At 68.3% G+C, this 14,382-nt stretch carries 12 protein-coding genes; 4 read left to right on the forward strand and 8 right to left on the reverse strand.

All coding sequences use genetic code 11. The annotated features are described in order from the left end of the window. The first annotated feature begins 22 nt into the window (after positions 1-22). Entirely contained in the window at positions 23-1,360 is a 1,338-nt protein-coding gene (gene ggh / locus G4H71_RS10710; RefSeq protein WP_072738798.1) for a glucosylglycerate hydrolase, read from the forward strand. A gap of 123 nt (positions 1,361-1,483) precedes the next feature. After that, on the forward strand, positions 1,484-2,170 hold the full coding sequence (locus G4H71_RS10715; RefSeq protein WP_246442976.1) for a glycoside hydrolase family 25 protein: 687 nt from the start codon (positions 1,484-1,486) through the stop codon (positions 2,168-2,170). Positions 2,171-2,317: 147 nt separating this feature from the next. Here the strand turns inward: G4H71_RS10715 and G4H71_RS10720 are convergent, their stop codons facing one another. Both G4H71_RS10720 and G4H71_RS10725 read right to left on the reverse strand, forming a co-directional pair. After that, entirely contained in the window at positions 2,318-4,402 is a 2,085-nt protein-coding gene (locus tag G4H71_RS10720) for a PhoX family protein (protein WP_072738796.1), read from the reverse strand. A 292-nt stretch (positions 4,403-4,694) separates the two neighbouring features. Next, positions 4,695-6,422, reverse strand: a complete 1,728-nt coding sequence (locus G4H71_RS10725; protein WP_072738795.1) for a 3-ketosteroid-delta-1-dehydrogenase — start codon at positions 6,420-6,422, stop codon at positions 4,695-4,697. A 120-nt stretch (positions 6,423-6,542) separates the two neighbouring features. Between G4H71_RS10725 and G4H71_RS10730 the strand changes: the two genes are divergently transcribed. Beyond that, a complete protein-coding gene (locus G4H71_RS10730) occupies positions 6,543-7,238 on the forward strand; it encodes an HAD family hydrolase (protein WP_072738794.1) in 696 nt (231 codons plus the stop codon). Positions 7,239-7,278: 40 nt separating this feature from the next. On the opposite strand, the gene G4H71_RS10735 is transcribed toward G4H71_RS10730, so the two are convergent. After that, complete coding sequence (locus G4H71_RS10735; RefSeq protein WP_072738793.1) at positions 7,279-7,818, reverse strand: HPP family protein; 540 nt, start codon at positions 7,816-7,818, stop codon at positions 7,279-7,281. 95 nt (positions 7,819-7,913) lie between these two features. Between G4H71_RS10735 and G4H71_RS22600 the strand changes: the two genes are divergently transcribed. Beyond that, complete coding sequence (locus G4H71_RS22600; protein ID WP_072738792.1) at positions 7,914-8,507, forward strand: CGNR zinc finger domain-containing protein; 594 nt, start codon at positions 7,914-7,916, stop codon at positions 8,505-8,507. A 43-nt stretch (positions 8,508-8,550) separates the two neighbouring features. Here the strand turns inward: G4H71_RS22600 and G4H71_RS10745 are convergent, their stop codons facing one another. Genes G4H71_RS10745 through G4H71_RS10765 form a run of 5 tightly spaced genes read right to left on the reverse strand, consistent with a single transcriptional unit; the run spans position 8,551 to position 14,270 of the window. Beyond that, positions 8,551-9,576, reverse strand: a complete 1,026-nt coding sequence (locus G4H71_RS10745; protein WP_072738791.1) for an acyl-CoA dehydrogenase family protein — start codon at positions 9,574-9,576, stop codon at positions 8,551-8,553. Further along, complete coding sequence (locus G4H71_RS10750) at positions 9,573-10,721, reverse strand: acyl-CoA dehydrogenase family protein (protein ID WP_072738790.1); 1,149 nt, start codon at positions 10,719-10,721, stop codon at positions 9,573-9,575. The genes G4H71_RS10745 and G4H71_RS10750 overlap by 4 nt, the downstream gene beginning before the upstream one ends. Beyond that, positions 10,718-12,274, reverse strand: a complete 1,557-nt coding sequence (locus G4H71_RS10755; RefSeq protein ID WP_072738789.1) for an acyl-CoA synthetase — start codon at positions 12,272-12,274, stop codon at positions 10,718-10,720. Before G4H71_RS10755 ends, G4H71_RS10750 begins: the two co-directional genes overlap by 4 nt. 7 nt (positions 12,275-12,281) lie before the next feature. Next, positions 12,282-13,439, reverse strand: coding sequence for an acyl-CoA dehydrogenase family protein (locus tag G4H71_RS10760; protein ID WP_072738788.1), 1,158 nt, complete (start codon positions 13,437-13,439; stop codon positions 12,282-12,284). A gap of 12 nt (positions 13,440-13,451) precedes the next feature. After that, a complete protein-coding gene (locus tag G4H71_RS10765) occupies positions 13,452-14,270 on the reverse strand; it encodes a crotonase/enoyl-CoA hydratase family protein (RefSeq protein ID WP_072738787.1) in 819 nt (272 codons plus the stop codon). Between the last annotated feature and the right edge of the window lie 112 nt (positions 14,271-14,382).

Genomic DNA, 14,382 nt, shown 5'->3' on the forward strand with positions numbered 1-14,382 from the left:
CGCCCGAGCGGACAATGGGGCAATGGCTGACCGCGGATTCACTCCCACGCAGTTGGCGGCACGCGCCGCCTACCTGCTGCGGGGCAACGACCTGGGCACGATGACCAGTGCTGCCCCGAGGCTCTATCCGCACATGTGGAGCTGGGACGCGGCGTTCGTGTCGGTCGGGCTGGCGCCGCTGTCCGTCGAGCGTGCCGTCGTCGAACTCGACACGCTGTTGTCGGCGCAGTGGAAGAACGGGATGATCCCGCACATCGTCTTCGCCAACGGCGTGGACGGGTACTTCCCCGGCCCGGCGCGCTGGGAAACCCAGTCGCTCGCCGCCCATGCGCCGTCCGACGTGCACACGTCCGGAATCACCCAGCCGCCGGTGCACGCCATCGCCGTGCAGCGCATCCTCGACCACTCCCGGCGGCACGGGCGCAGTACCCGCGCCGTCGCCGAGGAGTTCCTCGACCGCCGGTGGGCCGATCTGGTGCGCTGGCACCGCTGGCTCGCCAACGCGCGCGACATCGACGGGAACGGCCGGATCGCCCTGTTCCACGGGTGGGAGTCGGGCATGGACAACTCGCCCCGATGGGACGCGTCGTACGCCAACGTGATGGCCGGTGCCGTGCCGCCGTACCTGCGCCAGGACCTGGCCGTCGTCACCGACACCTCGCAGCGTCCGTCCAACGGGGAGTACGACCGCTATCTGTGGCTGGTCGAGGAGATGAAGCAGGTCCGCTACGACGACACCCAGCTCGAGACGGCGATGAGCTTCGCCGTCGAGGACGTGTTCGTCAGCGCGGTGTTCTCGATGGCCTGCCAGGTTCTCGCCGAGATCGGTGAGGAACACGCGCGGCCGCGCTCGGACGTCCGCGAGTTGTACGGATGGGCGGAGCGGTTCCGCCAGGGCGTCATCGCCACCACGGACAGCCGGTCGGGTGCCGCGAAGGACTTCGATCTGCGCAGCGGGCGGTGGATCGGCACCGAGACGCTGGCGATGTTCTCGCCGCTGCTGTGTGGCGGCCTCGACCGGGATGCCGAGCGGGCGTTGATACGGACGTTCGAGGGGCCGAAGTTCTGCGGTCATCCCGATCTGCGATATGCGGTGCCGCCGTCCACCTCGCCGGTCTCCGGCGACTTCCGTTCCCGCGAATACTGGCGCGGCCCCGTCTGGCCGGTGATGACGTGGCTGTTCTCGTGGGCATTCGCACGCCGAGGCTGGGCCGAGAAAGCGCACCTGCTCAAGTCGGAAGGGTTGCGGCAGGCCAGCGACGGCAGCTTCGCCGAGTATTACGAGCCGTTCACCGGCGCGCCGCTCGGCAGCATGCAGCAGTCGTGGACCGCGGCGGCCGTTCTCGACTGGTTGGGCTGACCGAACGGCTGGGCTGACCGAAACCCGCTCGCGCCCGGGGCCTCTGCCGTTACTGTCGAGCGCATGCGTGTGCGAACTGGTGGGGCAGCACGACGGACCGCGGCGGCGGTGTTCGCCGCGGCGATGATCGCGGGCGGCGCGGGAGTGGCATCCGCCGAACCCGTGCGCGGTCCGGACGTCTCGTCCTGGCAGCATCCCGGCGGGGTGTCCATCGACTGGTTCGCGGTGCGGGGCGCCGGCCAGACGTTCGCGATGGTCAAGGCCACCGAGGGACTCAGTTACGTCAACCCCTATTTCGTCCAGGACAGCCTGCAGATGCGTATCGCCGGGCTCGCCCGCGGCGCCTACCACTACGCGGATCCGTCGCTGCCGCCCGAACCGCAGGCGGCGTTCTATGCGACCGTCGTCCTCGGGATCAACGGCCCCGGCGACATGCCGCCCGTGCTCGACCTCGAGGACAGCAAGGGGCTACCGCCGCATCAGTTGATCGATTGGACGCACCGCTACCTGAACACCGTCCGCGCACTCACCGGGCGGCAGCCGATCATCTACACGTACCCGAACTTCTGGCGGACGGCGATGGCCGACACCCGCGAGTTCACCCAGTACCCGCTCTGGATCGCGGACTACAACGGCCGGGACGCACCGGGTCCGCTGCCGGGAGGCTGGGCACACTGGTCCTTCTGGCAGTACACGAGTTCGGGACGGCTACCCGGCGTCACCGGCAACGTCGACCTCAACGTCTACAGCGGTGCCCAGGGCGACTTCGCGGCATACGCGAACATGTGGCCGCCCTTCTTCGGCAGCTGAGTCCTCGGACAATCGGTCCCCGGGCTCCTGTCGGTGGAGTGCCCGACGAGAGCCGGGCACTCCGCGACCGGAGATCCGCGAAGGCCGAGGTGGGCACCTCCGCCCGAATGCCGCATCACGCGCCGATGCGTCCGCCCGGCTGCAGCATCACGCGCCGATGCGTCCGCCCGGCTTCCAGGCCACGACGACGGCCGGTCGCGGCTGCGCATCCCCACCATCGGGCCAGTGCGACATCGGGTTGTCGGCACTGGCGTCGTCGAGTTCGCCCGGATGCTGCACGCACACGACGACCCGGTCCTCCTCCACGATCGGACCACATGTCTCGGCGCCCCTCGGGACGGTGAGGAACTGCTTGGTCTCACCGCGCCGCTCGCCCTCGAGCACGACGCTGAACAGGCCGTCGTTGGACTTCAACGCGTTGCCGTCGGTGGAGATCCAGAGGTTGCCGTGCGGGTCGAACGCGAGGTTGTCGGGGCAGGAGATGGGGCTGACCTGATCCTTGTCGAACCCGCCGAAGTAGGTGTCCGCCTCGGTGGGGTCACCACAGACCAGCAGCAGGTTCCACGTGAACGACGTGCCGGCGTGGTCGTCGTCGATCTCGAGGACCTGGCCGTTCTTGTTGTTGTTGCGCGGGTTCGCCTCGTCCGCGGCGGCCTTGCCCTCGGCGCCCCGGTTGGTGTTGTTGGTCAGCGCCACATACACCTTGCCCGTCTTCGGGTTGGGTTCGAAGTCCTCCGGGCGGTCCATCTTGGTGGCGCCCACCGCATCCCCGGCCAGCCGGGTGAACACGGCCACCTCCTCGGCGCTCAGGCCGTCCACCAGCGACTCGCCGCGTCCGTCTTCTCCCGTGCGCAACAACGGTATCCACTCACCGGTGCCGTCGAACTCACCGTCGGACGGCAGCTCTCCGGACCCGTCGATCTCGTCTTCCGAGTTCCCACTGAGCTTCGCCACGTACAGCGTGCCCGCGTCGAGCAACGTGAGGTTGTGACGCATGGCGGCCTGGCTGTTGCCGTCCTGCATCTTCCGGCTGGAGACGAACTTGTACATGTAGTCGAAACGCTCGTCGTCACCGCTGTAGGCGACGACGGTGCCGTCGTCGGTGACGTGGATCGTGGCGGCCTCGTGCTTGAACCGGCCGAGCGCGGTGTGCTTGACGGGGATCGACGCGGCATCCCACGGATTCACCTCGACGACGTAGCCGAAGCGGTTGACCTCGTTGGGTTCCTGTGCGATGTCGAAACGGGGATCGAAGCGCTCCCACTTGCGCTCGGATTCGGTGCCCTCCACGCCGTAGCGGGCCAGCCGCTCTGCCGCCACCGGGTCGGCGACCGTCTCGGCGTTCGCGAAGTACTGGTTGAAGTTCTCCTCGCCGGACAGGACCGTGCCCCAGGGCGTGACACCTCCCGCACAGTTGTTGAGGGTGCCGAGAACCCTCGTGCCGGTCGGGTCGGCCGTCGTCTTCAGTAGGTCGCTACCGGCGGCCGGGCCGGTGACTGCGAACTCCGTCTCCGCCGTGATCCGCCGGTTGTACGGGCCGAACTCGGTTGTCAAGCTCCCGGATCCGGACTCGCCCTTGACCTGGACCACGGTCAGTCCGTGGGCGGCGATTCCGATACGGAACTGCTCCTCGCTGGGGTTCTCCTCGTCGTAGCCGGTGAACATGAACGGCTCCGTGGTGTACTCGTGGTTGACCACGAGGACGAACGTGTTCGGCTGTCCCTCCACCGGGAGCAGGCCCGCGAAGTCGTTGTTGAAACCGAACTGCTTCTCCTGGGCCGCGCCGCTCTGGTTCGCGAAGTCGAACTCCGGGGCGTCGGGGAGAACCGGGTCTCCCCAACGGATCACGACGGCCTGTTCGTATCCGTCCGGTACCACCACGACGTCCTCGGTGTTGGGGGCGACGGCGCCGAAATCGGTTCCCGCCGGGGCGGAGCCGTCGCCGGTCCCGTTCGTCGTGCCGGAGCCGTTTCCGGTGCCGGTGGCCTCGTCGTCGGCGCAGGCCACCAAGGCGCCGCCCGCGCCGACGGCCAGAACCGCCATCGCTCCCCCGCGCAGCACTCCGCGCCGAGTCAGCGCGGTCCGCGCGATGTCGCGAAAGTACTCGCCGGACGAGGTGTTCGGCACCGCGTGCGAGCACGCATCGCCGCACTTGTAGCGGCAGGTGACCGAGGCGCGCGACGAGTGCCCGTCGTGCTGGACGAACAGAGCAAGAGGTTTGAGAACGCTCACCAGGTAACTCCCGAGTCGTTGGAACAACTCCGGCACCGTAGAAGTCGTAAACGTGCCTCAGGGAACGAGTGGGTGAACGTCCCGGTGACGCCAGGTGTACACGAGCCTGTTGCGCCGATCAGCCCGGGATGTTATGTGCCGGAACGGCGCTGCCCGTAGTGGGGATGCTTCGAATCCCCGTCGAATCCGCGCCGGTCGGCCTCCGTGGGTTCCCAGTTCTTTCTCGCAGCCGAAACCGACCGTTCCTGGACCGATCGTGCGCGTTTTGCCGGTGTCCGTAGGCCGACGCCGACTACGACCCGGACGCCACGGAAGCTCCGCGTCGGGCGGCGTCGCGCGCCGCGATGTATCCGAACACCAGCCCCTGCCCGATCGTGGCCCCGGCGCCGGGGTACTTGTCCCCGAAGGCATTCGCGGCGGTGTTGCCGATCGCGTACAGGCCGGGGATGGTGCTGCCGTCCTCGCGTAGCACCCGTGCGTGGCTGTCGGCGCGCAGGCCACCGCACGTGCCGAGGTCGCTGAGCGTCATCCGCACGGCGTAGAACGGGCCGCGGTCGAGCGGGCGCAGGTTCGGGTTCGGCGTGATCGTCGGGTCGCCGTAGTAGCGGTCGTACGCGCTCCGTCCGCGATGGAACTCCGAGTCGCTTCCGGCCGCGGCGGCGTCGTTGAAGTTGCGGAACGTCTCCTCGAACGCGTCCTCGGGGAGACCGGCCGAACGGGCGAGTGCCCGCGGATCATCTGCGCGGTGGGCGATTCCGGCGTCGTACCAGGACTGTGGCAAGGCCTGCCGTGGGAAGATCCCTGCCGCGAAGATGTAGCTGTTGCGGTAGGTCTGGTCGAAGACGATCCACATGGATTCCACCGGCGAGCCGGTGCGTTCGCGTTCGAGTACCCGCTGCCCGAACGACATGTAGTCGACGGATTCGTTGACGAAGCGCGTGCCCGTCTGGTCCACGATGAACGACCCGGGGAGGGACCGTTCCGCGAGCATGACGAGCGGGCTGCGGCCGGGAAGTGCTGCGACGGCGGGGAACCACCACGACTGCTCCATCAGCCCGATGTCGGCCCCGACGTCCTGGCCGATCTTGATGCCGTCACCGGTGTTGCCCTCGGCGCCGAAACTGTCGTGGTCCAGCAGACGTTCGGACTGGAACTTGTGGCGCATGTCCATGTCGTGGTCGAAGCCGCCGGCCGCCAGTACGACACCCCGTCGCGCGGTCACGGTGATCTCGCGACCGTCTCGTACCACGACGGCACCGGTGACGCGGTCGCCGTCGGTGACGAGCCGGTTCAGTGCGGTGTCCGTCCACACCGGGATCCCCGCACGTACCACTCCCGCGAAGAGCCCGGCCGCCAGTGCCTGCCCGCCGGCCATGTACTCGCGGCGGAGTGCGAGCCCGCCGACGCCCTGCGCCAGCCGCTTCACGGCACGGGAGATGCCCTTGACCGGCACCTTGGCCATGAGGTTCATCCACTTGTAGTCCGTGCCCGTCGTGGGCATCGGGAGCGGGGCTTCCATGACTCCGGGGCGCAGCCGTGCACGTTCGGCGCCGAGGACGGACGCGTCGAAGGGCCGGCACTCGCATGTGCGGCCGGTGGCGGACCCGCCGGGCAACTCGGGATGGTAATCGGAGTAGTCGCGGTCCCACTGGAAACGCATGGGCGTCGTGCGGCGCAGCATCTCCACGGTGGCGGGGCCGTGCTCGACGAACGCGGCGGCCCGGTCGAGCGGTGCGGAGTCCCCCACGACCGCACGCACGTATGTCTCGGCGCGGTCGAGGGTGTCGGCCGCGCCGGCATCCTGCATGATCGAGTTGGCCGGCATCCAGAAGGCTCCGCCCGAGCGTGCGGTCGAGCCACCGACGTACTCGGTTTTCTCGACGATCAGCGTGGTCAGGCCCATCTCGTGCGCGGTGAGGGCGGCGGCCATTCCGGTGCCGGCGCCGACCACCAGCAGGTCGACCGACATCGTCGTCCCGGTCTGGGCGGTGGATGCGTCGGATGCGGGTCGCGGAGTCATCGGTGCGGACCTCTTCTCGTGTCGTGGTTCCTCTCCCCTAATGAGCCCCATGGTGAGGCTCTCGGTCAACCGCCGATTCCGCTCAGCGGACGATCGGGGTGGCACCGATACGCTGGCGGCATGATCGACGCCGTCGTCTTCGACTTCTCGGGAACCCTCTTCCGCCTCGAGCCGAACGAGAGATGGGACGGGTTGTTCCGCGACGAGCACGGACGAGAGCTCGACGCGGACACGCAGTCGACGATCATGACGCGGATGACGGCACCGGTGGGTACGGATGTGCCGATGGACGAGGCGACGGCCGAGGCGTGGGAGCGTCGCGACCTCGATCCTGCCCTCCATCGGGTCGCCTACCTGCACATACTGCAGCAGTCGGGGGTGACGGACCCGGATCTGCGCGAGGCGATCTACTCGTTGGCGACCGACCCGGACGGCTGGACGCCGTATCCCGACACCGGTGCGGTGCTGCAGCAGGTCCACGACGCGGGAGTGCGCGTGGCCGTGTTGAGCAACATCGCGTTCGATGCGCGGCGTGCGTTCGCCTCGCGCGGATGGGATCGCTGGGTGGACGTGTTCGTCCTGTCCTTCGAGGTCGGTGCGGTCAAGCCGGACGAGCGAATCTTCGAGATCGCGGCGGAGCGACTCGGAACGGCTCCCACTCGCGCACTCATGGTGGGTGACAGCGCCGAGGCGGACGGGGCCGCCCGGCACCTCGGCTACGAGTTCGTCTTGGTGGAGCCGGTTCCGACGCGGGAACGACCCCGCGGACTACTCGATGCAGTCGCGCCGTACCTGCCGACTCGCGCGCCGGACTGATCTCGTCCGGTGCCTCCGGAAGCGGCATGTCGGCGGCCGCCTACCAGAGGTAGACCGGGTACTTCGCGCCGTTCAGCTTGTTGCCGATCACCCCGACGGCAACGAGAACAATCGCAGCGGCGGAAACGACGAGGACGAACTGCCAGGCGGCCACCGAGGTGGTCACACCGATCATTCCGGTAGCCGCGGCCGGAGAGTGCGGGACCCTGCACACGAGCATCGCCCCCAAGGCCAGCGCGCCGGCCAGGGCCCCGAACCACAACGAGTCCCCCAGCCATGCGCCTATCGACACGCCGACCGCCGCAGAAACTGCCTGGCCGCCGATGACATTGCGCGGCTGTGACAGTGGAAGCCGAGGGGCGCCGACAACCAGCGCCATACTCGCTGCCAGTGGCGGAATCAGGAACGGCTCCGCGGTCAACTCGGTAAGTGCGGCCAACACGAACAACGCGGCTGCGCTTGCCGCCGTCGCGATCGCTATCGTCCCCCACGACAACCTCGGCGGGGCCGACGACGACAGTCGCGCCGTAAATCGGGCGGTACCCCGGGTCTTTCGGCTTTCGGTGGCAGTGGCACCCATGCAGCCTCCCTTGCTAATGGTTTAACCGTTAGCGGTGAGTGTAGAGGTAGGCTAATGGGAGAGCAATTAGTAGGGTCACGCCGAGGGAGGTTCCGATGGCCAAGACGCAGGACATCATCGACGGAGTCCTCGTACGGCCGCTCGAGACGCTCGCCACCAACTTCCTCAGCAGCCGCTACTACAACGGCCGCCGCATCGTCGACCTCCTCGGCACTCCAGAGGACGCACGCCGATGGATCGAAGTCATCCACGTGCAACTTCACGGTCCGCGACCCTTCACCCCTACGACGGACGAACTGGTGCGTCTGCGCGACATCCGCGGCGTCCTCGAGGCGTCGTACGGTCGCACCGTCGACAACGACTTCTCGACCGGCTCACTCAACGCCCTCAACGACCTACTCGCCGAACCGATGCTTCGCCCGCGCATCGATCTCGACCGGAACGGCGTCGCCGTTGCCGCCTGGACCCCCACGCCCGACCAGGTCCTCGCCGAGTTCACGGCGACCGTCCTCGTCGCCTCCGTCGACACGCTCACAGGTCCGCGCGCGCCCCTACTCCGCAAATGCCACGCACCACGCTGCGTCCTCTATTTCACCCAACTCGATTCCCGCCAACACTGGTGCAGCAACATCTGTGGAAACCGAGCACGGGTCGCACGAGCGGCGACACGTGCCAACAGCAGCGAATAGCGGCTATCTCGCGGGCTTCTCGTCCGACGAGCGGAAACCGCGCTCACGTCCGGGTGATCGCCGCCCACAACCCCTTCCCACCGGCAGCGACCACGGCCGCGGTCAGGGTCTCGTCCCAGGACCGGGTCGATCCGTACTCGGATCGCCAGGCGAGCACTCGATTCGTGTATCGGTGCAGCGAATGCTCCTCGGTGAATCCGATCGCTCCGAACGCCTGGTGAGCGTTGCGGGCCGCGGACCCGGCGGCGTGGCCGGAACACGATCTCGCAGCGGCGACCGCGAACCGGACGTCGGGATCGTCGAATCCGGCACGGTCGACCGCGGCGACAGCGGCGTCCACCGCCGCGCGGGTCAGGGCGGTCTCGGTGGCGATGTCGGCGGCCAGGCGCTGGACGGCCTGGAACTTCGCGAGGGGCCGGCCGAACTGGGTGCGGCCGGTGGTGTGCTCCACGACGAGATCGAGTATCCGTTCGAGCGCTCCGGCGACGACGGCGCTGCGGGCGAGCGCGCCCCGGTAGCGCAGGCTCTCCGCCACGGGAGAGTCGACGTCGGCGCCGGAGAGAGCACCGAGATCGATGCGGAGGTGGTCACGCGGTTCACGCGCGTGGTTCGTGGACTCGATGATCGAGAACTTCTCGCGCGGGACGTCCGCGACGAGCCACCGTCCGTCGAGGCTCCACGCCACGGCGATCCGGTCCACATCCCGCGCCCAAGGCACGTCGCGCGCCGTCCCGGAGGAGTCCAGGACCGCGACCGAGCGGATCGTGTCGTCCGCGGCCACCGTCACACCGGCCGCGTCGAGCAGTGGCAGCGCGAGCAGGTCGTTCTCCGCGAGCGGCAGGCTCGCCGCATGGGCACCCGCGGCGCCGAGGAGCAGCGCGGCTTCGGTCCACCCCGCGCCGCTGCCACCCACGGCCTCGTCGGCGGTGAGTCTGGCAGCGCCGACCTCACGGAGGGTGTTCCACAACGCGCGGTCGAGCGTGGGGTGATCGTCGCCGCAGCCGCGGCCGAAGACGTCGGTGAACAGTGCCAGCAACTCGCGCGTGTCCTCGGCTGTTCCGGAGTTCATCGCATCCCCAATCCCCGCGCGACGACGCCGCGCAGAATCTCCGTGGTTCCACCGCGCAGGGTGAAGCCGGGCCGCTGCATCACTCCGCCGTGCATAAGATCGTCGAATCGTTCTCCCCCGGGCCATGTCTCACCGTGTAGCTCGTCGACGAGCTCGACGACATCACCCTCGGACTCGGTGCCGAGTACCTTCACGACCGAGGCCGCGAGGTCGGCGTTCTCTCCACGGGCGAGTGCGCCGGCGACGGCGAGCGACATCTGGTGCATTCCGTACATACGTCCGACCAGGCGGCCGATTCCGGCGTCGGAGGGCAGCCTCCGCGCGGCGATCTCGTCCACGGCGGCTCCGAGGAGCGCGAACGTGGACAGGAACCGTTCCGGCCCACTGCGTTCGAAGCCGAGCTCGGAGGTGACCTGGTGCCAGCCGTCGCCGATCCGGCCGAGTACCGACGCGTCCGGGACGAATACGCCGTCCAGCAGTACCTCGTTGAAGTGGTGGTCGCCGGCCATCGTGTGGATCGGCCGGATGTGCACGCCGGGCGAGTCCAGCAGCACGATGAACTGACTGAGTCCCTCGTGGCGGCCGGCCGGGTCGAGAGGTGCGGACCGGGCGAGGCAGAAGAACCCGTCGGCACGGTGGGCGCCGGACGTCCACAGCTTGGTGCCGTCGATCCGCCACCCGCCGTCCACCCGAGTGGCCCGGGTGCGCACACTGGCGAGGTCCGATCCGGACTCCGGTTCGGACATTCCGATCGCCCAGGAGATTTCGCCCCGGGCGATACCCGGGAGGAAGCGCTGTTTCTGTTCTTCCGTACCGAACGTCAACAGCGACGGAGCCGCCTGTCGATCCGCGACCCAGTGCGCGGCCACCGGGGCGCCCGCGGCGAGCAGCTCCTCGGTGACGACGAACCGCTCCACGAACGAGCGCCCGTGGCCACCGTATTCGACCGGAATCGTCATCCCGATCCATCCGCGGTCCGCCAGGGCTCGCGAGAAGTCGGAATCCCATCGAGTCAGCCAGGTGTCGACGCCGGGGGTGAACGTGCCGGTCGCGATCTGTTCGTGCAGGAAGTCCCGCACCTGCGTGCGGAGCCCGGACAGCTCGTCCGCGGTGACGCTTGCCGGCGGGACCAGGCGCGGCGTCACCGACCGGCCCCGCTCGATGCCTCGGTCAGCAGCGCACCCTTCACGAGTTTTCCTGTTGCCGTGCGAGGGAGAGAGTCCACGAACCGCACCGAGCGTGGGCACTTGTAGTGGGCGATCCGTCCGCGGCAGAACTCGATCAGTTCTCCGGCGAGCTCGTCCGTCACCGCGACACCGTCGGCAGGGTGCACGACGGCGGTGACGAGCTGGCCCATCTCCGGGTCCGGCGTACCCACCACGGCGACGTCGTGGATCTTGGGGTGGAAGCTCAGTACGTTCTCCACTTCCTGGGGGTAGATGTTGACGCCTCCGGAGATGATCGTGAACTTGGCGCGGTCGGTGAGGAACAGGTAGTCGTCCTCGTCGAGGTATCCGAGGTCGCCGGTGGTCGTCCACGTGTCGCGGGTGGGGTGCCGCGCCTCCGCGGTCTTGCCGGGGTCGTTGTGATACTCGAACGTGTAGTCGTCGCGCTCGAAGTAGATGAGCCCGACCTCCCCGCGGGGCAGCTCGGTGCCCGCGTCGTCGCAGATGTGCACCGTGCCCGACGATTCCGGGCCGTTGTGCCCGACGCTTCCCGGCTTGCGCTGCCATTCGTCCGGCGAAATGTAGGTGGCCCCGCACGATTCGGTGGACGAGTAGTACTCGTAGATCACCGGTCCCCACCAGGACAGCATCGCGTGTTTGACGTCGACCGGACACGGGGCGGCGGCGTGGACGGCGACCCGCATGGACGAGACGTCGTACCGGGACCGGGTGTCGTCGGGGAGCCGGAGCATCCGGACGAAGTGGGTGGGAACCCACTGACTGTGAGTGACCTCGTATTTCTCGATCGCGGCCAGGGAACGCTCGGCATCGAAGTGGTCGAGCATCACCACGGTCCCGCCGAGCGCCAGGGTGCCTGCCCCGTAGCGCAGTGGGGCCGCGTGATAGACCGGTGCCGGTGACATGTACACGGTGTCGCTGCCGAATCCGTAGCGGTGCTTCATCATTTCGGTGACATGAGGGCCGGGACTCGCGCCCACCTGCAATCCGGACAGTGCCGGCTTGATGCCCTTCGGTTTTCCGGTGGTGCCGGACGAGTACAGCATGTCCGTACCGCGCGGCTGATCGGCGGGCTCGGTGGCCGGCTCGGCCGCCGTCTCGGTGTGATAGTCGAGGTGGCCGGGTACGGGGCCGCCGAAGGCGAGCCGGCTGCGTACCTTCGGGATGTGCGGGGCGATCTCGGGCGCGAGGTCCGCGAGTGTTGCCGAGACGACCAGCGCCTCGGCGCCGCAGTCGTCGACGATGTACGCGATCTCGGCCGCGGTGAGGTGCGTGTTGACCAGGGTGACGTACATCCCCGACCGCACGGCGCCCCAATAGAGTTCGTACACGGTGGCGTCGTTGGTGGAGAGCACCGCGAGGTGATCGCCGGACCCCCACCCCTGCGCGCGCAACCAGTGCGCGAAGCGGATCGAGCCGGCTTCGAGCTCGGCGTAGGTGACGATTCGGCCGGTGTGTGCCTCGATCACGGCGGGCTTGTCGGGGGTGCGGCGGGCATGGACTCCGGGATACATCTGACTCCTACAGGCCGGCGCTCTTGGCGACGATGGTCTTCATGACTTCACTGGTCCCGCCGTAGATGCGGGTGACGCGGGTGTCGGCGTAGAGCCGTGCCACCGGGTATTCGGTGATGTAGCCGTAGCCGCCGTGCAGTTGCAGGCACTTGTCGATGACGCGGCCGGCCATCTCGGTGCAGTGCAGTTTCGCCATCGCCGCTTCGGCGCCGGTCAGTTCGCCGCGGTCGAGCAGCTCCAGGCAGCGATCGGCGAACACCCGCGCGGCGGTGGCCTCGGTGACGCACTCGGCGATCACGAACTTCGAGTTCTGGAACGCCGCCACCGGTCGGCCGAACACCGTGCGCTCCTTGATGTAAGCGGTGGCGTGCGCGATCGCCGCCTCCGCCTGGGCCACGCTGTTGAGAGCGATGCTCAGGCGTTCCTGGGGCAGGTTGTGCGTCAGGTATTCGAAGGCCCGTCCTTCCTCGCCGAGGAGGTTCTCGGCCGGGACCACGACATCGGAGTAGGAGAGCTCGGCGGTGTCCTGCTGATGCAGCCCCAGCTTGTCGAGCTTGCGTCCCACCTCGAAACCCGCTGCATCCGTGGGGACGCAGAGGATGGACAGGCCGGCTCTGCGGTTCTCGGGATCGAACGGGCGGGTGCGGCAGACGGTGAGAACGAGGTCTGCGGTGACCCCGCCGGTGATGAACGTCTTGGCGCCGTTCACGACGTAGTGACTGCCGTCTTCCGACAGTCGGGCCGACGTGGCGATGTTCGCCAGGTCGGAACCGGTGCCGGGCTCGGTCATCGCAATGGCGGTCATCAGCTCGCCGGTGGCGAACTTCGGCAGCCAGCGCCGTTTCTGTTCGGCGGTACCGTATTCGAGGAGGTACGGCAGGATCAGGCAGGTGTGCACCGTGTAGGAGCCGAACGAGACGCCCGCCCGCGCCACTTCCTCGAAGACGATGGCGGAGTACACGAAGCTCCTCTCTCCGGCACCGCCGTACTCCTCGGGAACCTGCACACCGAGGATGCCGAGTTCGCCGAGCCGCAGGAAGAAGTCGCGGTCGGGTCGACCGAGGGCGTCCCATTTCTCCCGTCGGGGCACGACTTCACGGGCGATGAAGTCGCGGACCATGAGTCGGAACTCGTCGTGTTCCGGGCCGAGGATCGTGCGTTTCACGTCGAACTCCCGTCAGTGTCCGGTGAAGGTGCCGGTGCGCTTGGTCAGCAGGGCGTCGAGAGCCTCCCGGTGGTCCTCGGTGTGATGCGAGATCGCCTGCAGTGCGGCGGACAGTTCGAGAAGCCCGCGCAGGTCCTGCTTCTCCGACTGGCGGAGCAGCTTCTTCGTCATGCGCAGGGTGTGCGGCGGGTTGACGGCCACCCGGGCAGCGAGCGCCCGCGCGGCCGGAAGCAGTTCCTCGGGCTCGACGACCTGGGACACCAGACCCCATTCCAGTGCCGTCGCGGCATCGACACGGTCTCCGGTGTACGCCATCTCGGCGGCGCGGGCAGGCCCGATCACCCGCGGCAGGAACCAGGCTCCGCCGTCTCCGGGGATGATGCCGAGCTTGACGAAGCTCTCGGCGAAGAACGCCTTCGTGGAGGCGATCCGCATGTCCGCCATGAGAGCGAGATCGCAGCCGGCGCCGACCGCCGGGCCGTTGACGGCCGCGATCACCGGTACCTCGCAGTCGTACAACGCCAGGGGAATGCGCTGGATCCCACGGCGGTATCCGTCGCGCAGCTCGCGCGGCGTGCCGCCGAACATGCCCGTCCGGTCCGCCATGTCCTTGACGTTGCCGCCCGCGGAGAACGCACTGCCCGCCCCGGTGAGGATGACGACCCGGGTCTGCGGGTCCGCGTTGACGTCGGCCACCAGTTCGACGAGCCGGTCGACCATTTCGGGCCCCGAGATCGGGTTGCGGGCCTCGGGCAGATTGAGCGTCCAGGTGGTGACGTGACCGTCCGTCGTGGACGTGATCACCTCCGTCGGAGTGGGGTCGGCAGGCATGGGCAACCTCTCGATCGTGTCGTGGGCCATGATCGGAGCAATGATGTTGCGTGGATCACGGTCCGGATGATCGTCAAGTTACTGCCAGGGCTGCCGGGAGACCAGGTCGTCG

Origin of the sequence: Rhodococcus triatomae (assembly GCF_014217785.1) — a bacterium.
GTDB lineage: Bacteria > Actinomycetota > Actinomycetes > Mycobacteriales > Mycobacteriaceae > Rhodococcus_F > Rhodococcus_F triatomae.